Source organism: Streptomyces sp. NPDC048637 (assembly GCF_040650675.1).
Taxonomy (GTDB): Bacteria; Actinomycetota; Actinomycetes; order Streptomycetales; family Streptomycetaceae; genus Streptomyces.
This window is the reverse complement of the sequence record NZ_JBEZHQ010000003.1, coordinates 392,393-410,383: the sequence shown is the minus strand read 5'-3', so window position 1 is coordinate 410,383 and position 17,991 is coordinate 392,393. Positions and strand designations below refer to the sequence as shown.

At 68.3% G+C, this 17,991-nt stretch carries 22 protein-coding genes, 2 pseudogenes and 1 riboswitch; of the genes and pseudogenes, 12 read left to right on the top strand and 12 right to left on the bottom strand.

The features are described from left to right. Nucleotides 1-68: 68 nt before the first annotated feature. The 3 genes from AB0C46_RS07085 to AB0C46_RS07075 form a co-directional block, all read right to left on the bottom strand. Nucleotides 69-848, bottom strand: coding sequence for an SDR family oxidoreductase (locus AB0C46_RS07085; protein ID WP_362826319.1), 780 nt, complete (start codon nucleotides 846-848; stop codon nucleotides 69-71). A gap of 184 nt (nucleotides 849-1,032) precedes the next feature. Beyond that, nucleotides 1,033-1,299, bottom strand: a complete 267-nt coding sequence (locus AB0C46_RS07080; protein WP_362826318.1) for an Atu4866 domain-containing protein — start codon at nucleotides 1,297-1,299, stop codon at nucleotides 1,033-1,035. 254 nt (nucleotides 1,300-1,553) lie between these two features. Continuing rightward, entirely contained in the window at nucleotides 1,554-1,910 is a 357-nt protein-coding gene (locus AB0C46_RS07075) for a hypothetical protein (RefSeq protein WP_362826455.1), read from the bottom strand. On the opposite strand from AB0C46_RS07075, the gene AB0C46_RS07070 reads away from it, so the two are divergent. Both AB0C46_RS07070 and AB0C46_RS07065 read left to right on the top strand, forming a co-directional pair. Further along, the gene (locus AB0C46_RS07070) at nucleotides 1,876-2,691 is read left to right on the top strand and encodes an ATP-binding protein (RefSeq protein ID WP_362826316.1); all 816 of its coding nucleotides are present in this window, start codon (nucleotides 1,876-1,878) and stop codon (nucleotides 2,689-2,691) included. The two genes, AB0C46_RS07075 and AB0C46_RS07070, sit on opposite strands and share 35 nt — an antisense overlap. A 137-nt stretch (nucleotides 2,692-2,828) precedes the next feature. Continuing rightward, complete coding sequence (locus tag AB0C46_RS07065) at nucleotides 2,829-4,598, top strand: amidohydrolase (RefSeq protein ID WP_362826314.1); 1,770 nt, start codon at nucleotides 2,829-2,831, stop codon at nucleotides 4,596-4,598. Between the two features lie 126 nt (nucleotides 4,599-4,724). On the opposite strand, the pseudogene AB0C46_RS07060 reads toward AB0C46_RS07065, so the two are convergent. The 5 genes and pseudogenes from AB0C46_RS07060 to AB0C46_RS07040 all read right to left on the bottom strand — a co-directional run. Beyond that, nucleotides 4,725-5,021 (bottom strand): annotated as a pseudogene (locus AB0C46_RS07060) (VOC family protein); the annotation flags it as partial. Between the two features lie 106 nt (nucleotides 5,022-5,127). Beyond that, nucleotides 5,128-5,269 (bottom strand): annotated as a pseudogene (locus AB0C46_RS07055) (VOC family protein); the annotation flags it as partial. 131 nt (nucleotides 5,270-5,400) lie between these two features. Beyond that, on the bottom strand, nucleotides 5,401-5,706 hold the full coding sequence (locus AB0C46_RS07050; protein WP_362826313.1) for a hypothetical protein: 306 nt from the start codon (nucleotides 5,704-5,706) through the stop codon (nucleotides 5,401-5,403). After that, a complete protein-coding gene (locus tag AB0C46_RS07045) occupies nucleotides 5,703-6,338 on the bottom strand; it encodes a sigma-70 family RNA polymerase sigma factor (RefSeq protein WP_362826311.1) in 636 nt (211 codons plus the stop codon). The genes AB0C46_RS07050 and AB0C46_RS07045 overlap by 4 nt, the downstream gene beginning before the upstream one ends. Beyond that, a complete protein-coding gene (locus AB0C46_RS07040) occupies nucleotides 6,335-7,906 on the bottom strand; it encodes a sodium:solute symporter (protein ID WP_362826310.1) in 1,572 nt (523 codons plus the stop codon). Before AB0C46_RS07040 ends, AB0C46_RS07045 begins: the two co-directional genes overlap by 4 nt. A 169-nt stretch (nucleotides 7,907-8,075) precedes the next feature. Here AB0C46_RS07040 and AB0C46_RS07035 point away from each other — a divergent pair, with 169 nt between their 5' ends. The 5 genes from AB0C46_RS07035 to AB0C46_RS07015 all read left to right on the top strand — a co-directional run bounded on the left by AB0C46_RS07035 (nucleotide 8,076) and on the right by AB0C46_RS07015 (nucleotide 11,755). Beyond that, a complete protein-coding gene (locus tag AB0C46_RS07035) occupies nucleotides 8,076-8,300 on the top strand; it encodes a DUF3311 domain-containing protein (protein ID WP_362826308.1) in 225 nt (74 codons plus the stop codon). Nucleotides 8,301-8,348: 48 nt separating this feature from the next. Further along, the gene (locus AB0C46_RS07030) at nucleotides 8,349-10,469 is read left to right on the top strand and encodes a carbon starvation CstA family protein (RefSeq protein WP_362826306.1); all 2,121 of its coding nucleotides are present in this window, start codon (nucleotides 8,349-8,351) and stop codon (nucleotides 10,467-10,469) included. After that, entirely contained in the window at nucleotides 10,466-10,654 is a 189-nt protein-coding gene (locus AB0C46_RS07025) for a YbdD/YjiX family protein (protein ID WP_362826304.1), read from the top strand. The genes AB0C46_RS07030 and AB0C46_RS07025 overlap by 4 nt, the downstream gene beginning before the upstream one ends. Nucleotides 10,655-10,820: 166 nt before the next feature. Continuing rightward, nucleotides 10,821-11,465: a hypothetical protein gene (locus AB0C46_RS07020; RefSeq protein WP_362826303.1), complete on the top strand. Its 645-nt coding sequence runs from the start codon at nucleotides 10,821-10,823 to the stop codon at nucleotides 11,463-11,465. Continuing rightward, nucleotides 11,462-11,755, top strand: coding sequence for a hypothetical protein (locus AB0C46_RS07015; protein ID WP_362826301.1), 294 nt, complete (start codon nucleotides 11,462-11,464; stop codon nucleotides 11,753-11,755). The genes AB0C46_RS07020 and AB0C46_RS07015 overlap by 4 nt, the downstream gene beginning before the upstream one ends. 94 nt (nucleotides 11,756-11,849) lie before the next feature. On the opposite strand, the gene AB0C46_RS07010 is transcribed toward AB0C46_RS07015, so the two are convergent. Continuing rightward, nucleotides 11,850-12,176 carry a hypothetical protein gene (locus AB0C46_RS07010; RefSeq protein ID WP_362826300.1) on the bottom strand — a complete coding sequence of 109 codons (327 nt, stop codon included), beginning with the start codon at nucleotides 12,174-12,176 and terminating at the stop codon, nucleotides 11,850-11,852. 488 nt (nucleotides 12,177-12,664) lie between these two features. Then, nucleotides 12,665-12,874: a hypothetical protein gene (locus AB0C46_RS07005; RefSeq protein ID WP_362826298.1), complete on the bottom strand. Its 210-nt coding sequence runs from the start codon at nucleotides 12,872-12,874 to the stop codon at nucleotides 12,665-12,667. A gap of 724 nt (nucleotides 12,875-13,598) precedes the next feature. On the opposite strand from AB0C46_RS07005, the gene AB0C46_RS07000 reads away from it, so the two are divergent. Further along, nucleotides 13,599-14,120, top strand: coding sequence for a hypothetical protein (locus AB0C46_RS07000; RefSeq protein WP_362826297.1), 522 nt, complete (start codon nucleotides 13,599-13,601; stop codon nucleotides 14,118-14,120). An 89-nt stretch (nucleotides 14,121-14,209) separates the two neighbouring features. Next, nucleotides 14,210-14,467 carry a hypothetical protein gene (locus tag AB0C46_RS06995; protein WP_362826296.1) on the top strand — a complete coding sequence of 86 codons (258 nt, stop codon included), beginning with the start codon at nucleotides 14,210-14,212 and terminating at the stop codon, nucleotides 14,465-14,467. Nucleotides 14,468-14,805: 338 nt separating this feature from the next. On the opposite strand, the gene AB0C46_RS06990 is transcribed toward AB0C46_RS06995, so the two are convergent. Continuing rightward, entirely contained in the window at nucleotides 14,806-15,075 is a 270-nt protein-coding gene (locus AB0C46_RS06990; protein ID WP_362826295.1) for a hypothetical protein, read from the bottom strand. Between the two features lie 182 nt (nucleotides 15,076-15,257). On the opposite strand from AB0C46_RS06990, the gene AB0C46_RS06985 reads away from it, so the two are divergent. From AB0C46_RS06985 to AB0C46_RS06975, 3 genes are all read left to right on the top strand, one after another. Beyond that, nucleotides 15,258-15,893, top strand: a complete 636-nt coding sequence (locus AB0C46_RS06985; protein ID WP_362826294.1) for an ATP-dependent Clp protease proteolytic subunit — start codon at nucleotides 15,258-15,260, stop codon at nucleotides 15,891-15,893. A gap of 6 nt (nucleotides 15,894-15,899) precedes the next feature. Continuing rightward, nucleotides 15,900-16,208 (top strand): hypothetical protein, encoded by a 309-nt coding sequence (locus AB0C46_RS06980; protein ID WP_362826293.1) that lies wholly within the window; start codon nucleotides 15,900-15,902, stop codon nucleotides 16,206-16,208. 277 nt (nucleotides 16,209-16,485) lie between these two features. Then, nucleotides 16,486-16,684, top strand: a riboswitch (cyclic di-AMP (ydaO/yuaA leader). 4 nt (nucleotides 16,685-16,688) lie between these two features. Further along, entirely contained in the window at nucleotides 16,689-17,165 is a 477-nt protein-coding gene (locus tag AB0C46_RS06975; RefSeq protein ID WP_362826292.1) for an NlpC/P60 family protein, read from the top strand. A gap of 100 nt (nucleotides 17,166-17,265) precedes the next feature. Here the strand turns inward: AB0C46_RS06975 and AB0C46_RS06970 are convergent, their stop codons facing one another. Beyond that, nucleotides 17,266-17,925: a LysE family translocator gene (locus AB0C46_RS06970; protein ID WP_362826290.1), complete on the bottom strand. Its 660-nt coding sequence runs from the start codon at nucleotides 17,923-17,925 to the stop codon at nucleotides 17,266-17,268. Between the last annotated feature and the right edge of the window lie 66 nt (nucleotides 17,926-17,991).

Genomic DNA, 17,991 nt, shown 5'->3' with positions numbered 1-17,991 from the left:
CCTCTCTCGGTGGTGGTTCGCTGGGGCAGTACCGCCCCGCGCTCGAACGGGGCGGGCGGTGTGTGGGGTCAGGCGGCAGTGAAGCCGCCGTCGGCGGCGACGACGGCGCCGGTCATGAAGCTGGAGCGCGCCGAGGCGAGGAATCCGATGATCTCGGCGATCTCCTCCGGCTGGGCCACGCGGCCCAGCGGGTGCGCGCCGGCGAAGGAGCGCAGGTAGGCGCGGCTGTCGTCACGGATGTTGTCGAGCATGTCGGTCTCGATCACGCCCGGTGCCACGACGTTGGCCCGGATGTTGTGGGGGCCGCCCTCCAGCGCGATGACCTTGGTCAGCTGTGCCAGGGCTCCTTTGGACGCGGTGTAGGCCGACCCCTCTGGCAGCGCGACCGTGCAGGTGTAGGAGCCGACGTTGACGATCGCCCCGCCTCGTCCGTGCTCGCGCATGGCACGGAACGCCTCCCGGGCATGGAGGAACGCGCCGCGGGCGTTGACGGCCATCAGGGTGTCCCAGTCTTCTGCCGTGGTCTCGGTGAAGGGTTTGTTCAGCGTCCGACCCGCGTTGTTGACCAGAATGTCCAGGCCACCGAAACGCTCCTGCGCCAGCTCTACCGCACGCAGGGCCGTCTCCTCCCGGGAGACGTCGCCGACCAGGGTGGTCACACCGTCGAACTCCGCGGTCAGGTCCTCCACCTCGGGCCGGATGTCCTCGGCCAGGACGCGTACTCCACGGGCGTGCAACCACGCCACGGTGGCCCTGCCCACGCCGCGCGCGGCGCCGGTCACCACCGCAACCGTGCCACGCAGGGCGTCACCATCCCGCGTGGGGCGTCGGTCGGTGTCTGTCGTCATCTTCGTTCTCCCGCTCAAGGGCCTGTACTGGCGTCCATGGGCGCACACGTACTGTCCGCTGTGCCCGAGGTCGCTGCTGCTGCGCACTGGCGACGGGGCCGACCCCGATCTCGTCGATGTCGCCCCTGGCGGCCGGCTGACTGAGCGGGCCACGGCCTTCGCGACAGCCGGCTGCCGATGCCCCTCATGACTGGTGCTCCTCCTTGCGGTGGAGCACCAGGTGCTCGTGATAGAGCACGCCATCACGCACCTCACCGGTCGCGGTGAATCCGGAGTCATCGACGTACTGCAGACGGTTGCCGGTCACTGTGTAGCGGCCCGTGTACGCGCTTGGTCGCTTCCCGCGGGCTTCGTCGTAGCGACCGTCCGCCCGTAGCTCCTGATGGATGTCACCGTCCGCGGTCACCCACAACCCGACCACGTCAACGCTGTCCTCACTCGCCTGCGGCACGAGGCCCTCCTCCCGTCCGATGTCGTCCCTCTCGCCACCGAGTCTGGACGCCCCAGAAGCCGCTAACCAGGACGTTTGCTGCCTGGGTGCCACACACCCAGGCAGCGCAACCATCGCCTGCTTAACCTGGGGGTATGTCCGACAACGCCCTGGGAGACTTCCTGCGCGCCCGACGCTCCAGGCTGCGGCCCGAAGACGTCGGCATGGCGAGCTACGGCTGCTGGCTGGGGTGCCGCCCAGTGGTACGGGCGTGGTCACCACACATGCCACGGCGGTACCGCCGGCGGCACCTGGCGCGGTACGTCCTGGCGTCCGGCCAGCGCGTCGAGCCGCTCGACCAGCCTGCGCAGCTCGGCCGCGCTGCGGGCCGGGAGGGCGTTCACCATGTCCTCCAGAAGATCCCTGGCGTGGAAAGGATTGCCGCAGCAGTCCCAGTGCAGTTCGTCACCCCACTCCCAGTCTGTCCACAACTGGCGCATGGGGAGCCGCACATGGTCCTTCCAGAGCCGCACCGCAGCTACAGTCTGCCCCGGTTCCAGGTAGCTGCGAGTGCGCTCGATCCGCCGGATCTCGGACATGGTCCGCGCGGATAGGCCGTCGATGTCGGCCACGGCATCACTGTCCGGTCGGCGGGCGGGGAACCCGGCCCGGACGTTGCGCGGGGGCCTACGCGGCATGGGTCCCGTGGTCGCTCGGCATGCCGCATATCCTGCCACGCCGCGCGCAAACGGGCCGGGTCGGGGAGCTGCATCCCGCCGCTGCAGTGGGCAAGGGCGCTGCAGCGTACCGACCCACCGGACACACCCAAGCCTGGACCTGGGGACCAGTCCCGCCGCCTTCGCCGCTCACGAACTCGCCCTGGAGCCACAAAGCGCAGGCAGAGCACGACGGTTCCTCCTAACAGCGCTATCCCAGTGGAACCTCACACCCCTCGTCGATGATGCAACCCTCATCGTGAGCGAGCTCGTCGCCAACGCCATCCGCCACACAAGGACAGCCGATGGCCAACGCATCTGGCTCGCCCTCCATCTCCTCCCCAACGAACTCATCTGCGCGGCCACCGACCCGATCCCGCACCCACCGGAACTTCTCTCCGCCGACGCCACCGCGGACCGTGGACGCGGTCTTCACGTCGTCGACAACCTCAGCAGCTCCTGGGGCTGGTCACCAGCAGCAGCCCCGTTTGCGCGGCCGCTGCGGAGACGCGGTCGTGGCGGATGTGCCACTCAGTCGAGAGCGCCCACTCCCCGGTCGCACACCGTGAGACCGGCGGTCAACCCTGGGGCGGCTCCTGGCTCCACCCTTCGTGGCCGATACCACCGCCCACGCAGCCACCCGGGCCGTCGAGGCGAAGCCGGGCGTCTGGCCCGCTGGCGTCCCGTCTCGATGTAGATCTGTGAGTTTCGTGTGCGATGCGTCGAGTCGGCTTCATCTGGCTACCGGCCGACCACGATCGATCACGCTCCGCATGCGAGCGACTACCCTTCGCAGAGAAGGCTGATCATTCGCAGGGAAGCAGGTGGTGCGTGATGTCCCAGGAAATCTCGCTGGGTACGCGGTCTGGAGATGCCGACATCATCTTCTCCGGCGGTTCCATCGTGACGGTTACCGATGAGAAGTCGGCGGCGCCTGAGGCGGTGGCGGTCAAGGACGGCCGGATCGTCTTCGTCGGCAACCTGTCCCAGGCGCAGGCCGAGTGGCGGGGGCCGGACACGCGGTTGCGCGAATTGCTGCCGGAGCAGGCCCTGCTGCCGGGTTTCATCGATGCGCACGGCCACGTGGTCGGCACCGGCCTGCAGGCCACGATCGCCAATCTCCTGGCCGCTCCCGACGGCAACGTCACCAACATCGCTTCCCTCCAGGGCAAGCTGCGCGAGTTCGCCGAAAGTGCGGTCGGGAAGCGCTCGGATTGGATCGTCGGTTTCGGTTACGACGACTCCATGCTCACCGAGGGCAGGCACCCCACCCGCCACGACCTGGACATGGTATCCACCGGGAAGCCTGTCCTGGCGATCCATCAGTCCTTCCATCTGGGAGCGGTCAACAGCCTTGGGCTCGAACGGCTCAAGTACACCGCCATGACACCGGACCCGGAGGGCGGGGTGATCCGGCGGAGGTTGCAGCGCGGGACCGAATCCGGGCCCGTGTACGGGGAGCCGAACGGGGTGCTGGAGGAGACCGCGTTCGCCCCCGCCGCCGACCTGGCCGTCGCTGGGATGGACCCCATCGACAGCGGGCAGTTCCTGCCCGTGGGTCTCCTGTCGGCGGCGAGTTTCGGCTTCACGACCGTGCAGGAGGGGGCAGCGAGCCTGGAGGTCCTGGGCCTCCTGCGGCAGGTCGCGGACGCCCACCCCGCCGGCCTGCCCACCGACGTGGTCGTCTACGTGAAGGCTGACCAGGCCATGAAATCTCCTGACGCGGTCCGGGCGAGCCGGGAGTACACGAAGGGCCTGCGCGCAGCCGGGGTGAAGCTGGTCCTGGATGGCTCACCCCAAGGGCGTACCGCTTGGCTCACCGAGCCCTACCTCACCCCGCCCGACGGTCAGGACGAGGACTACCGCGGCTATGCGACCCTGCCGGACAAGGACGTCCTGGCCCAGGTCCGGGCGGGTTTCGCCAACAACTGGCACGTCATCGCGCACGTGAACGGCGACGCCGCCATCGACCAACTCCTCCAGTGCGTGCGCGCGGCCACCAAGGAAGCCGGACAGGACCGGCGTACGACGGCCATCCACTGCCAGACCGCCCGCGAGGACCAGGTCGAGGCTTTTCGGGAACTCGGCATCATCCCGTCGTTCTTCTCCATGCACACCTACTACTGGGGCGACTGGTACCGCAAGACCGTGCTCGGCCCCGAACGCGCTGTCAACATCTCGCCGGCCCGGTGGGCGGTGGACCGCGGCATGGCCTACACCTCACACCACGACGCCCCCGTCGCCCTGCCCAACTCGATCGCCATCCTGTCCAGCCAGGTCACCCGCGTCACCCGCACCTCAGGAAGCGTCCTGGGCCCGGACCAGTGCGTGTCGGTCCTGGACGCGGTGAAGTCCATCACCATCAACGCCGCCCGCCAGTACTTCGAAGAGGACACCAAGGGCAGCATCGAGGTGGGCAAGCTCGCCGACTTCGTGCTCCTCAGCCACAACCCGCTCACGATCCCCGAGCAAAAGATCAAGGACATCACCGTCGTGGAGACCATCAAGGAGGGCAGGACCGTCTACCCGCCCTCTCCCACACAGTCAAAGCCCGTCCCCGTCCTGCAAAAGGCAATGTCCGCAGCAATTGCCCACCACTGCTGACGCCCCGGGAAGGTCACCCAGTTGAGGGGCTGACCAGCAGACCAGATCGACTGAGCCGACGTGCGGCATCCGCGCGCAATCCGGATTCCACCGGCGTGGAGTGAAGCGCTTGTTCTGGCCAGAACCTCAGCGCAGTTGCTCGGCCAGTCCGACGATGAGGCCCTCCGGGCCGCGGACGTAGCAGAGCAGATGGCTGTCCTCGAACCGGGCGATCTCGCCGACGAGTTCGGCGCCGTGAGGGCGCAGGTGGGCAACGGTGTCCTCGATGTGGTCAACGGCGAACATGACACGGTGCGTGCCCAGAATGTTGTGCGGCCGGTTGCGCGGCCCGGCGCTGATCACCGCGGGGCTGCGGTACTTCGCCAGCTCGAGCCGGCTGTGACCGTCCGGGGTCCGGACCATCGCGATGTCACAGCGGACGCCATGCTGGCTTCTCCTTCTTCCGCGTACGGCGGTGGCGGCCGCTGATGTGCCTGGGACGGAGCCGGCGGCACGTTCTCGACATCCTCATACCGCCGAACTCCGAAAAGGGGGTGATCCGCACCGACGGGAAGGGGATCTTGCCAGCCCGCCACCCCGCTACGCATCGGCTCCAGTCCGAGCAGGTTGGTGTAAAAGTCCAGGGACCGTTCGACATCGGCGACGTTGAGGACCAGGTGGTCGAACACCAACGGCGGGGCGAGGCTTCTTCTTCCCCATGCTCTCCATGATGGACATCCTCCCGGGGCAGAACCCCTGATCTCGAATGTCCGTCAAAGCGGATCAAGCTCGGGCCTGCCATCGCCCCATACGCACTACACGTTCATGGGCTGATGACCGGCCGGATCGGCGTGTGGGGTGCTGAGCCGGCCGGGCTGTGGGCGCCGGTGAAGATCGCTCCGGAGCCGGAGGGCGCTTGGTTGAGGACCCAGAGGCCGATCAGTACGGCGAGGGTGAAGACGACCGTGATGAGGACCGCGAGGACCAAGCGGCGCCTGCGTTCTCGGCGGAGCCAGTCGCCGCGGGCGGTGCGGTAGGCGTCAGGGGCGGGTTGCACCTGGTGGGCGAGGGCTTCAAGGGTCTCGCGGAGCTGCTTCTCTGTGCCGGGGGAGCCCGGGGTGGTGGTCATCGCCGGGCCTCCATCGCCTGGGTGAGAGCGGCGAGGCCGCGCGCGGTGTGGGTCTTGACCGATCCTGCCGAAATGCCCATCGCCGCGGCGATCTCGCTTTCCTTGAGGCCGAGCCAGTGGCGCAGCACGAGGGCTTCGCGCTGCCGGGTGGGCAGTTGCTGGAGGGCGTTGACCAGCACCTGCTGATCATCACGGAGCAGAGCCGAGTTCTCGGCCGAGGTGACCGGGTCGGCCGGCGAGACCTCGGCATGCCGACGGACGACCTGGAGATGGCGTATGCGCATGCGGGTCAGATTGCAGACGGTGGAGCGCAGATACGCCTCCGCGGACTCGGCATCGAGAAGTTTTCGCCACTTCCGGTAGATCTGGTAGTAGGCCTCGGCCACGATGTTCTCAGGGTCGTCGGCGCCCAGCAGCGCGGCGAGGCGGAGCATTGAGGCATAGTGCTGGTCGAAGAGCCGGGCGACGGCAGTCTCTCGCTCCTGTCCGGCCGGGTCGGCCGAGGCCGAGGGGGACGCAGGAGCCGGCGCGGCCGTCCGGCCCGGCCTGGCAGCGTCAGCGGCAGCGCTGCCGTTCACCACCGGGTGTCCCGCGGGCCGCGGGACAGCCGTGGTTCTGATGGTGCGTCTCATGAGTTGCTCGCTCCCGTCCCGGGCCGGTGCCTGACTTTCAGGCAGGGGGAAAGTGTGGTGGAGTCCGTGCCTCGGGGTGTGCCGATCCGGTCCAGTACCGCGGTGCCGGTCAGCGCGATCACCAGGTTGATGATCAGGGCGGCCAGTCCCGCGTAGATCTCCGGGGGATGGCCGGACATGCCGGGCAGGCCGAGTGAGACGACGGGTGAGAAGCCCTCGCGTACGACCATGACCGTGCCCCACACCATCCCGGCGGCCCATCCGGTGAGCAGTGCCCGGTGATGCAGCCGGCGGGTGAACAGTCCGATGGCCACCGCGGGGAAGATCTGGAGGATCCAGATGCCACCGAGGAGCTGGAGGTTGATGGCGTCCTGGTCCCGCAGCCCGAAGACGAACGCGACCGCTCCCGCCTTCGCAGTGAGGGAGACAGCCTTGGCGATCCGTACCTGACGCTTGGGGGTGGCGGTGGGGTGGAAGTACTCGGTGTACACATTGCGTACGAACGAGGTCGCGGCCGCGATCGACATGACGGCGGCCGGGACCAGCGCCCCCACGGTGATCGCGCCGAAGACCACACCCGCCAGCGGCGCCGGCATCAGGCGGTTCACCAGGATGGGGACGGCGGCCTCGGCGCCGCCCTCGGGGGCCTCGACGCCCGAGGCAAGCGCCGCAATGCCGAGCAGTCCGAACAGCGCGAGCAGCGCGGTCCAGGCGGGCAGGGCGACGGCGACCCGGCGCAGGACGCGCGGACCGGAGGCGGCGAAGGCGGCGGTGAGGACGTGCGGGTACATCAGCAGGGCCAGTGCCGAACCCAGAGCCAGAGTGGCGAAGGCCGGCTGCTGGTCAGGGGTGAGGACGAGGGCGGCGCCGCCGGAGTCCGGGCCGGTGAGCCGGTGGGCGGCCCGGTCGAAGACCGCCCCGGGGCCGCCAAGACGGGCCAGGACGAGCCAGCTGACGGCGAGTACCGAGCCGAAGACCGCCACGCCCTTGAGCGCGGAGATGACGGTGGGTGCGCGCAGACCGTGCCGGTAGGTCGCCACCGCGAGACCGGCGAAGACCGCGGCCATCGCCAGGTCACCGGTGACGGCACTCGGGTAGAGCCCGCCCGCGGTGAGCACGGCGCGGATGCCCAGGAGCTGCAGGGCAAGGTAGGGCATCGTGGCGAGGATGCCCGTGAGCGCGACCACCAGGGCCAGCGGCGCAGAACCGTAGCGTCCGCGCACGAAGTCGGCTGCGGTGACATAGCCGTGGTCCCGCGCCACGCTCCACATCCGGGGCAGCAGAATGAAGGCGAGCGGACAGACGATCACGGTGTAGGGGAGGGCGAAGAAGGCGGGCGCACCGTTGCCGTACACCAGGCCGGGTACGGCGGCGAAGGTGTACGCGGTAAAGATCGTGCCGCCCAGCAGCAGCCACGTCCAGAGGGTGCCGAGGCTTCGGTCGGCCAGCGCCCAGACCTCCAGGGAGGGCAGGTCGTTGCTGGTATGCAGGCGGCGGGCAGTGACGGCGAGCAGGGACGCACCGCCGATGACGGCGAGGAACGCCGCGGCCATGGGGCCTTCGATCATCGGTCACCGTCCTTGGTGTCCTGGGGTGCGCGATCCCTGTCGCATACGAGTTGCGCGGGGAGCCGGCTGCGATGACAGGAACTCCGGGGAAATTTCTTGGAAATCTGCTGTCAACCGAATCGCGGACATCGGCAACTCTTGCACAGACCGACAGGAACGAGGAGGCGCTGTGGTACGGATCGCACCCCCTCACCACGTCTGGCGCCGGGTCGCGGCCGGTGTCTGCCTCGTCGCTCCTGTGGTCGCCCTGCTCTGGGCGCCCTGGTACTCGCAGGACCGGCCGCAGCTGGCTGGGGTGCCGTTCTTCTACTGGTACCAGCTCGCCTGGGTGCCGGGGTGCAGCCTCGCCCTGCTCGCGGCGTATCTGCTGACCCGGCGTCCGCCCAAACCCTGACGCCTTCCCTTTCAGCCTTCTCCTGACCCACCGAGGCGAGGATCCGCCATGCCCAAAACCACCCACGCGCGTCCGAAATCCATTATTTTGTGGACCTGTATCGCCCTCCTTGGGGCCGTCGCCTGGGGCATGGTGGCCCTGGCCCGCGGCGAGGAGATCTCTGCCGTCTGGCTGGTGGTCGCGGCGCTGGGTTCGTACGCCATCGCGTACCGCTTCTACTCACGCTTCATCGCCCGGCGCGTGCTGAAGCTCGACGACAGCCGGGCCACTCCCGCCGAGCGGCTGGAGGACGGGGTCGACTTCCAGCCGACCGACCGCCGGGTGCTACTGGGCCATCATTTCGCGGCGATCGCCGGGGCCGGGCCGCTGGTCGGGCCGGTGCTCGCGGCCCAGATGGGGTATCTGCCGGGGACCATCTGGATCGTCGTCGGCGTGATCTTCGCCGGGGCGGTGCAGGACATGGTGGTGCTCTTCCTGTCCATGCGACGTGACGGCAAGAGCCTGGGCCAGATGGCACGCGAGGAGATCGGCAAGGTCGGCGGGGCGGCCGCGCTGATCGCCGTCTTCGTCATCATGATCATCCTGCTGGGTGTGCTGGCGCTGGTCGTGGTCAACGCCCTCGCCCACTCCCCGTGGGGCACCTTCTCGGTTGCCATGACCGTCCCAGTTGCCCTCTTCATGGGCTTCTACCTGCAATACCTGCGCCCCGGACGGGTCACCGAGACCAGCCTGATCGGTGTCGCGCTGCTGCTCCTCGCCATCGTCGGCGGCGGCTGGATCGAGAACTCCTCACTCGCGGACGCCTTCACCTGGAGCCCCACGACCCTCGTCTTCTGCCTGGCCGGCTACGGATTCGTCGCGTCCGTCCTGCCGGTGTGGATGCTGCTCGCGCCGCGCGACTACCTCTCCACCTTCATGAAGATCGGCACCATCGCGCTGCTGGCGGTCGGCGTGCTGGTGGCGGCGCCCACGCTGCAGGCGGACGCGGTGAGCGACTTCGCCGCCTCCGGCACCGGACCGGTCTTCGCCGGCTCCCTCTTCCCGTTCCTGTTCATCACCATCGCCTGCGGCGCTCTGTCCGGCTTCCACTCCCTGGTCGCCTCCGGGACCACCCCGAAGCTGATCCAGAAGGAATCCCAGGTACGGATGATCGGCTACGGCGCGATGCTGATGGAGTCCTTCGTAGCCGTCATGGCCCTGATCGCCGCCGCGGTCCTCGACCCGGGCCTGTACTACGCCATGAACGCCCCCGCGGGACTGCTCGGCACCACCGCCGAATCCGCCTCCCAGGCGGTGGCCGGCCTCGGCTTTTCCATCACTCCCGACCAGTTGACCGCCGCCGCCAAGGCGGTGGAGGAGCAGACGCTGATCGCCCGCTCCGGCGGTGCGCCCACCCTCGCCGTCGGAATGTCGGAGATCTTCTCCGGGGTCTTCGGAGGCGCCGCGATGAAGGCCTTCTGGTACCACTTCGCGATCATGTTTGAGGCGCTGTTCATCCTCACCACGGTCGACGCGGGCACCCGGGTGGGCCGCTTCATGCTCCAGGACATGCTCGGCAACGTCTGGAAGCCGATCGGCCGCGTCAACTGGAAGCCGGGCATCTGGATCACCAGTGCACTGGTCGTGACCGCCTGGGGCTACTTCCTCTACACCGGTGCCACCGACCCGCTCGGCGGGATCAATCAGCTCTTCCCGCTCTTCGGCATCGCCAACCAGCTGCTTGCCGTCGTCGCCCTGACCGTCTGCACCACCGTCCTCGTCAAGTCCGGACGGCTGCGCTGGGCATGGGTCACTGCCGTCCCACTGGCCTGGGTGGTCGCCGTCACCTTCACAGCCGGCTGGCAGAAGATCTTCTCCGACGACCCGCGCGTCGGCTTCTTCGCCCAGCGGCAGAAGTACGCCGACGGCATTGACGCCGGCACCATCCTTCCTCCCGCCAAGAACATGGATGACATGCACACCGTGGTCACCAACTCCACCGTCGACGGCGTCCTCATCGCCGTCTTCCTCCTACTGGTCGCGATCGTGATCGCCAACGCGGCCGTGGTGTGCGTCCGCGCTCTGCGCTCGCCCGCCCCGTTGCCGACCACGGAGGCCCCGTACGTCGCCTCGCAGATCGAAGCACCGGTACCGGGACACCGCAAGGAGCTTGCCGGAGCCCGCGAATGACGCTCCGTCACGTTCTGGACGGACTGCGCTGGTACGTACGGGAGTTCACCGGCGAGACCGCCTACGACCGCTACTGCGAACGCCACCGCCGCAACCACCCGTACGCCCCCGTCCCCACCCGCCGGGAGTACGAGCAGTTGCGCACACAGCACCGGGAGACCCACCCGAGCAGCCGCTGCTGCTGACCGACCCGGGGTGCCGCGCCGTTATCCCAGCGCGGCACCCCCTCCCCTCCAGGACCCCAGATGCTGCGACGCCGAGACCGGATCCGAAAGGTCCGCATCAGCCTCGAACTCGACGACCGCGACCTGCGCCGCGCCCTCGCAGAGATCCGCCCCTCCCACCAACTGCATGGCCTCGGCGCCGGCCCACGCAGCCTGGCAGCCCGTCGCCGATCTACTCCGCGCGACCGGCTCCGACTGGGACCGCCGTTCTCACCGGATCTGCGTACTTGCCCGGACCCTGCCGCCGGCCGTCGCCGACCGCTGGGCCACCGCCCACCCCGAATCACCGGATGCGACTGTCGTCCAGGCCCACGTACTGGCCGGCCGGTCCCCCGAGCACGGCCGGGCGGCCGCGGCCCGCGCCGAAAATCTCTGCCTACGCGCCCCCGAAGCCTGCCCGGCCGACCCCACTCCCATCTCCCCTCGCGAATGCGGGTCCCTCATCGGCATGGACGAGTTCGCCAGACGCGCCGCGGAAACCGCACCGCACGACTCGCCCCTCGCCATGCTGCCACTCGCCGCCCGCACCGAGCACTATGCTCACCGCCTGCGCCCCGACGGCCCGGACGCCATCGGCGCCGGCACTCACTGGCACGGCCCCGGCGTCGCCAAGGAGATCGACACCGCACTCACCCGCCTACGTCTTCCACGGAACCGTCGCCGTCGCCGCAATCCGGCTCTGGCTCCGCCCGCGAGATGCGCCCTGCACCTGGTTACGCCCAGAACTCCTCAGCCGCCAGCAGCGCCGTCCCATACAGTGCCGAAGGCATGACGACACTTGCATCCTTCGTCTTCGTGCGCCACATCGACGGGCTCCGCTACCACTTCGAACGCGACGGCGAGCACAACGGCCGCCCCGCCTACCGCCGAACGGACGGGAACGTGTGGTGTCTCTGGTCGCCGACCGACGGCTGGCACTGCGAGATCGCTGACGGCCTCGTCACCGCCCATCCCCTCAGCAGCCGCGCTGACGAACCCGAACCCCCGGCCACCGTCTGGCGCAGCTTCAAAAACGACCGCTCCTACCTCTACGACCTCCGGGCCCTCGACCCCGAAGCATGATCCGCCGGACAGTGCCTAACCGTCCACCCCGGGGCTCGGCCGCGCCGGTAAGCCGGGCCCCACGCCCGCAATCACCCTTGAGCGAGGGTGCTGATCAGCCGATGACGTAGAGCAGTCTGAATGTCCTGTCGCTCGGCGCGTCGATGTTGCACCAGACATCCACGCCCCCGTTCCTGGGGACAACATTGCTCACCTGCATTCGAGCCTGGGCCATCACCGGCCCACTGAGGCCTATTTCGGTTATTGCAACCGTAACGGCGCTGTCCTTTGTGATTCTTCCATCCGTGACGCCCGCCCAAAATTGGCCATGGCCTCTGGTGTTGCCTGTTTGGCCGCCGATTCGTTCCGGTGCGTCCTTGGTCGGTTCACCCTTGGCGGTAAGGGTCTGCATTTTCGTAGTCTTTTCGTCTACCGAGCTCACGAGATTCTCCTGTCTGTGCAGTGCTTCCTTTTCCAACCCACTGTTAGCTCTGATCAGCGGTCTGAACACCCTCATCGACCAACCGGCCTAGGTCTCCAGATAAGGGTCCTGGTACCGACCGGGCGGCCACTGCCACATCACACCAGGTCGCGAAGGCGCCAGAAATCAGGATGGAAATGCTCCGCTTCCACCCCGCATACACGGCACATCTGGTGTCGCGCTGCGTGTAGTTGACCCAGTAGCAGTTGGGGTGCGTCGCGATGAGCCGGGGGCAACGCACCCGATACGACTTTCGTGACGCTCCGCTGAAGGGCGGTACCTCCTCTTGGTGCGCTGCAAGGACCCCATCACATATCTATAAGCCCGTTCCCACGCTAGTCACCTGCCGGGTTATGCGCTATTTGGGCGACATACCTCATGGCGTTCCGCTGGACTCTGGCCATCAACGCCGTCGCCCTCACGTGGTGGGGGTGACAGGGATGACGCGATCAGCGGTTGGCCTGGGCCACCAGCTCGCGGTTGGCGGCGTGGGCGGCCCCCAAGTCCTCGTCGCGTTCCGCGAATTCACCGCGTAGGTCGAGAAGCTGCTGTTCCGGCTCGGTGATGCGGCGAGTGAGCGTCTCGACGTCGGCCGAGGACGACGAGCCCGGAGGCTTCCCAAGCCGTCTGTCCCAGGGTCTCGGACAGGAGCCGTTCAAGCCGGGTGATGTGCGCGGACAGTCGCCCGTTGCTGGCCCGTGAGGTTCGCGACGTTGGCCAGCAGCGACTTGCGGCTGACCTGCGTTCGGGCGGTCGTGCCGGGTGGGGGCTTTCGTGCTCCAGCAGTTGGCGGGCCTGAGTCCAGATCTTTTGTCGTGCCGGTCGAACTGGTGCGAGACGAGTTTGTCGACCACGGAGCGGGTGCCTTCTCCGTGACCCGTAATGGTGGATCTGCGAGCTGGACGCAGGACACGATCGGGTCGACGGATTCCTCGAATATCCCGGTCGCTTTGGTCCACGTCTGTCGATAGCGGCTTCCGCGTTCAGGGGCAGGTCTTGGAGCGGATGCTGGAGTACTCGGAGCGCGTGCATGCGCGCGGATAGCTGTTCATGCCGTGACCGTGACACGAAACCCATGGCTTGTCCGACGGGCATTCAGCCGACGCAGGTCAGACCTGCTGCTCAGCCTCCGCCGGCCAGTCTGCGGGCACGGCTCGGGCCAGCCACCGGCCACGCCCCAGCACCGCCGACGGCGCCCCCATCGGCTTGCAGCCCGAGCAGGTGGCACAGGCGGGTCAGGTCCGCGGCCGCGTCGGCTTCCGTGTCCGCCGGCACTGTGAAGACAGCCGCCATGGGATCAGTCTGCCCGCTTCCCGCCCCAGCGGGGCGAATTGTGGCAGAAAGCCCCCGAACAGCGGGTCGCGCGTGGGAACATCCCCGGTCATGAAGCCCACTTTTCCCCTGGCCGCTGTGGCCATCGCTGCCACCCTGTCCGTGGCCGGTTGCTCAAACGGCGACAGCAAGCCGGACGCGGCACCTGCCAAGGGCCACACGGCACCCAAGGCTGCGACGAAGCTCGACGCTGCTACCGCACTGAACGACATCGCCGCCACGGTGACCACCGCCAAAAAGAGCGGCACTGTCACCGCCGCCAACGATCCCAACCATCTCCTCGGGCGGCCGAACCAGTACACCTCGAAGGTCGCTTTCGCCGACAGCCGGGTAGCCGCCTCCAACCGGTCCGGCCACAAGCCTGGAGACATCGAACTCGGCGGCGCCATCGAAGCTTTCGCCAACGCAGCCGACGCCGCAGCGCGAGCCAAGTACATCCAGGCCGTCACCAAGGGGATGCCGGCGCTCAGCGAATACGACTACGTCCACGGCACCGTCGTCATCCGCGTTTCCCGATACCTCACCCCGCAGCAAGCCGGGCAGTACAAGGCGGCGGCCAGCCGGCTTCCGTAGCGGCCGGGCTTGGCGGGGCGTATAGGCACAATGGGATCAGTTCACCCCGCAGTCCCACGCGCCGCGAGGCGCAGGTCATCAATGCGAGGTTGGACAAGGTCGTGTCGACCGAGGTGTATTCGCTGCAGTCCGCGTACACGGACCAGCGCATCACCCAGCTCAGCCAGGACTTGCAGAAGGCTGTCGACGCCCGCGAGGTCCTTGAGCGTGAGTTCGAGCAGTACCAGTTGGCCGAGCGCGACCGGCGGAAACGAGAGCGCCAAGCCCGGCTGTATCAGATGATCGTGCCCGTCTTGATGGGCGTACTCGCAGCGGCTATCTCGGTCTGGGCGGTGGTCGCGAAGTGAACACCGCCCACCGATCGCCTCGCCACCGACCGCGCCTGCCTCAAGCCGAACTGCTTGGGGTAGCCACTGGCGTCCTGATCCTCTTGTTCCTCGTCTGGCTGGCTGTCCAAGTGGTCGGTCTGCATCGCGATCTCGAACCGGCCAACGGGCCCGTGACGCGCTCGCTCGACAGGTGCAGCAGTTGGGTGCGAAGCCGATCGCTGGTCCACCCGGCAGCCGTGGCGAACCAGGCCAGGCAGCCCGCGGCCCCCGAGGGCCAGAGGGCCCAGAAGGCGAACCTGGCTCACCCGGGCCCACCCCCGTTGCACAGCTGCTGGAAGGCGGTGCGAGAAACCAGGCTAAGCGGCCCACCGCACGCACGTTCTCCCTCGCGGGCCGACATCGGCGGCGCAGGCGCCCCAGTCTCCGGCCGATGCCTTCTGCCACTGGACGGCGACCTTGATCTGGGTGCCGAGCATCCGGGCGAGGATCGCGGCAGGCAGCTCGCTCGCGAGGGTGAACAGCGCAGCGGACCGATCCTGCGTGGATCGAATCCCGATGTTGTGGAGGCGCTTGCCGATCTGGCTGTCGGTGACAGGGCGCCCTGGATGACCGCCCGGAACAGCCAAGGGACGTCGTCCGGGGTGCCGACCTCGGCCTTACCGCGGCGAGTCGCAGCAAGCTCGCGGACCAGGCTGGTCAGTGGTGTGGGGAGGACGACTGGCGAGCTGCCGAATGTGATGGTGACGACGCCCCGGTCATTCTCACTGGACGTACATCCTGTACATTTTCTACAGAGAGAGGAGCACTCATGCTGCGACCAACGGCCCGCTATATCCTTCCGGAGTTCACCGAGCGCACGTCCCAGGGGACGCGCACCATGGACCCGTATTCGAAGCTGCTCAGCGAGCGCATCATCTTCCTGGGCACCCCGGTCGACGACGCCTCCGCCAACGATGTGATGGCGCAGCTCATCCACCTCGAACATGCCGCACCCGAGCAGGACATCTCGCTCTACATCAACTCCCCCGGCGGCTCCTTCACGGCGATGACCGCCATCTACGACACGATGCGCTTCGTGTCGTGCGACGTGCAGACCTTCTGCCTGGGGCAGGCCGCCTCCGCCGCCGCGGTACTGCTGGCCGCCGGCACCCCCGGAAAGCGGCTGGCGCTGCCTGGCGCCCGGATCCTGATCCACCAGCCCTCGATCAGTGAGCCCATCCAGGGCCAGGCCACCGATCTGCAGATCCAGGCGGAGGAGCTGCTGCGCACCCGCGACATGCTGGAGCGGATGCTGGCGGAGCACACCGGACAGCCCCGTGAGCGGATCGCCACCGATATCGAGCGCGACAAGATCTTCGACGCCCGAGCCGCCCAGGAGTACGGCCTGATCGACGGACTCACCCATCAGCGCAAGCAGTCCGTCCCCCAACTCGGTGCGCGGTGAGCCCGGATGCTGCCGCCGGAACTGCCGCCGCTGCCCGCCCTGACACGTGCCGAGGGTGAGCTGATCGACCGCTATCTGGAGGTGCTCGACCTGCTGGGCAGGATCAACCCGGCCCGCGGCGGCGGCACCTACACCGGACTGCGGGCCGCCCAGGCGCTGGTGACCAAGGCCGCCGGGCTGCGCGACGCGTTGACGCTGATGCACAACCGGGGCGAGAGCGAGCTGCACCGCGAGACCTTGACCCGGGCATTGCGGGTGCTGGACGGCGAACGCCGGGCCGGACTCGTGACGGTGCCACCGCCCGAGGACATCTGACCCGACACGCGCACGGGGCTGCGCATACGGCGTAGCGTCCGGGCCCGATGTGAGGAGGCGACGAATTGCGCGGGGCGGACACAATTCCTTGGACCCTTGATGTTTCGCCCCTGGTCCGGGGGGTGCGACACCCCGCGCCACGTCACCTGAGGGAACAAAAGTAACCATTCAGGTCAAATGTGACCAATCTCACATACGGCATTTTCAGCTCGGAATTCGGGTGCCGGGTGCGTGACGATCCCTTCGACGGCAAGACCCCGCCACAGCGACGGGGCGGTCCGGACGGGCGCCTAATCCCGCCGCCGTACCGGATGTCCGGTCGACGTTGTGGATCGGCGGGAGCGGAGGACCCGAGCAGGACGGGGTCCCGGCCTGACGGCCGAGGGCTCCTTGGGGTGAAGCCGTACGCACGGCCGGGCATCTTCGCCTGCCCGAACCCGACAGGTCTTCCTTCGCAGGCGGCTGACGAAGGGTCTGCGCATGACTGTGCGCACGCATACGCCGAATCTGCTGGCACGCGCCGGCACCGTCACCGCTCTGACGCTGGTCACCCTGGGCGGGACTACTGTCGCCCCAGGAGAGGCCGGGAACGCCGAAGCCGCCTCCGTGTCCGCCTACGCGCTGCGGATCGCGGCCTCTAAGAGTGGCGCGCCGTACCAGTACGGTGCCCAAGGGCCGTACCGCTTCGACTGTTCGGGGCTGACGCTGTACTCGTTCAAGCGCGCCGGGCGGGCCCTGCCCCGTACCGCCGCCGCACAGTACGTCCGCACCCGGCATATCCCGGCCTCCCTGCGCAGACGCGGTGACCTGGTCTTCTTCCGTTCCGCACGCGGCATTTACCACGTCGGCATCTACGCGGGCCGGGGCCGGATGTGGCATGCCCCCAAGGCCGGGAGCGTGGTGCGGCTGGAGCGGATCTGGAGCCGCACGGTCTCCTACGGACGCGTGGGCGGCTGACCTGGGATCTCGTCTTACGTCTGATCAATTGTCAGTGGGATTGGCCAACTTGGCCGGGTGATGTCGCCACTGAGCGGGCTGCCCGGGGTGCGCCCGTCTGTCAGGCCAGCACGACCTCGACGAGCAGGATGCCGCCCAGCGTGGTGAGCAGCGTTCCGGTGACGGCTTCCAGGGCGCGGGTGACCCGTGGGCGGCGCAGCAGGCCACCCAGGCGGTCGACCAGCAGCGCGACGGCCGGGAACCACACCAGCGCCAGGGCGACGACCATCGTCGCGAGCAGCAGCGTGCGGGGCAGCGCGGGCTCGCCGGCCGGGACGAACTGCGGAAGCAGGCTGAGGAAGAGGACCGGCGCCTTGGGGTTGAGGGCATTGGTCAGGAAGCCCTGGCGCAGGCTCCGCGCGGTGCCCAGGAGGGCAGCCGGGCCGTCGGCCGGTGGGTCGGCCGGGCCGGTCGCGGAATCGGCGTGCGCGCCCCTGCGCCGGACGGCCGCGGTCAGCGCACCGGCACCGAGGTACAACAGATAGACCCCGCCCAGGAGTTGGACAGCGCTGAAGAGCGCGGGCACGGCGACCAGCACCGCCGCGAGCCCGGCCACCGCCAGTGCAGTGTGCACCAGCAGCCCGCCCGCGACTCCGATGGCGGTCGCCACCCCCGCCCGGCGCGAGTCGAGCGCATTGCGCACCACGACGGTGAAATCCGCGCCCGGCATGGTGACCATGCCGGCGGCGACTCCGGTGAAGGCGATCAGCTGTCCGTCCATGAGAGCAGCTTCGCTGGTCAGAGCCTTTAATGGGTATTGGCAATGTTCTTGGAGAGCCTAAAGAGG

Excerpts from the sequence above, each read along its gene's own strand:
- AB0C46_RS07045 (WP_362826311.1), bottom strand. The coding sequence starts at position 6,338 with ATGAGACGCACCATCAGAACCACGGCTGTCCCGCGGCCCGCGGGACAC.
- AB0C46_RS07040 (WP_362826310.1), bottom strand. The coding sequence starts at position 7,906 with ATGATCGAAGGCCCCATGGCCGCGGCGTTCCTCGCCGTCATCGGCGGT.
- AB0C46_RS07015 (WP_362826301.1), top strand. The coding sequence starts at position 11,462 with ATGACGACACTTGCATCCTTCGTCTTCGTGCGCCACATCGACGGGCTC.
- AB0C46_RS07020 (WP_362826303.1), top strand. The coding sequence starts at position 10,821 with ATGGCCTCGGCGCCGGCCCACGCAGCCTGGCAGCCCGTCGCCGATCTA.
- AB0C46_RS07025 (WP_362826304.1), top strand. The coding sequence starts at position 10,466 with ATGACGCTCCGTCACGTTCTGGACGGACTGCGCTGGTACGTACGGGAG.
- AB0C46_RS06980 (WP_362826293.1), top strand. The coding sequence starts at position 15,900 with ATGCTGCCGCCGGAACTGCCGCCGCTGCCCGCCCTGACACGTGCCGAG.
- AB0C46_RS06985 (WP_362826294.1), top strand. The coding sequence starts at position 15,258 with ATGCTGCGACCAACGGCCCGCTATATCCTTCCGGAGTTCACCGAGCGC.
- AB0C46_RS06970 (WP_362826290.1), bottom strand. The coding sequence starts at position 17,925 with ATGGACGGACAGCTGATCGCCTTCACCGGAGTCGCCGCCGGCATGGTC.
- AB0C46_RS07030 (WP_362826306.1), top strand. The coding sequence starts at position 8,349 with ATGCCCAAAACCACCCACGCGCGTCCGAAATCCATTATTTTGTGGACC.
- AB0C46_RS07070 (WP_362826316.1), top strand. The coding sequence starts at position 1,876 with ATGGTCCGCGCGGATAGGCCGTCGATGTCGGCCACGGCATCACTGTCC.
- AB0C46_RS07065 (WP_362826314.1), top strand. The coding sequence starts at position 2,829 with ATGTCCCAGGAAATCTCGCTGGGTACGCGGTCTGGAGATGCCGACATC.
- AB0C46_RS07085 (WP_362826319.1), bottom strand. The coding sequence starts at position 848 with ATGACGACAGACACCGACCGACGCCCCACGCGGGATGGTGACGCCCTG.
- AB0C46_RS07000 (WP_362826297.1), top strand. The coding sequence starts at position 13,599 with ATGAAGCCCACTTTTCCCCTGGCCGCTGTGGCCATCGCTGCCACCCTG.
- AB0C46_RS06975 (WP_362826292.1), top strand. The coding sequence starts at position 16,689 with ATGACTGTGCGCACGCATACGCCGAATCTGCTGGCACGCGCCGGCACC.
- AB0C46_RS07050 (WP_362826313.1), bottom strand. The coding sequence starts at position 5,706 with ATGACCACCACCCCGGGCTCCCCCGGCACAGAGAAGCAGCTCCGCGAG.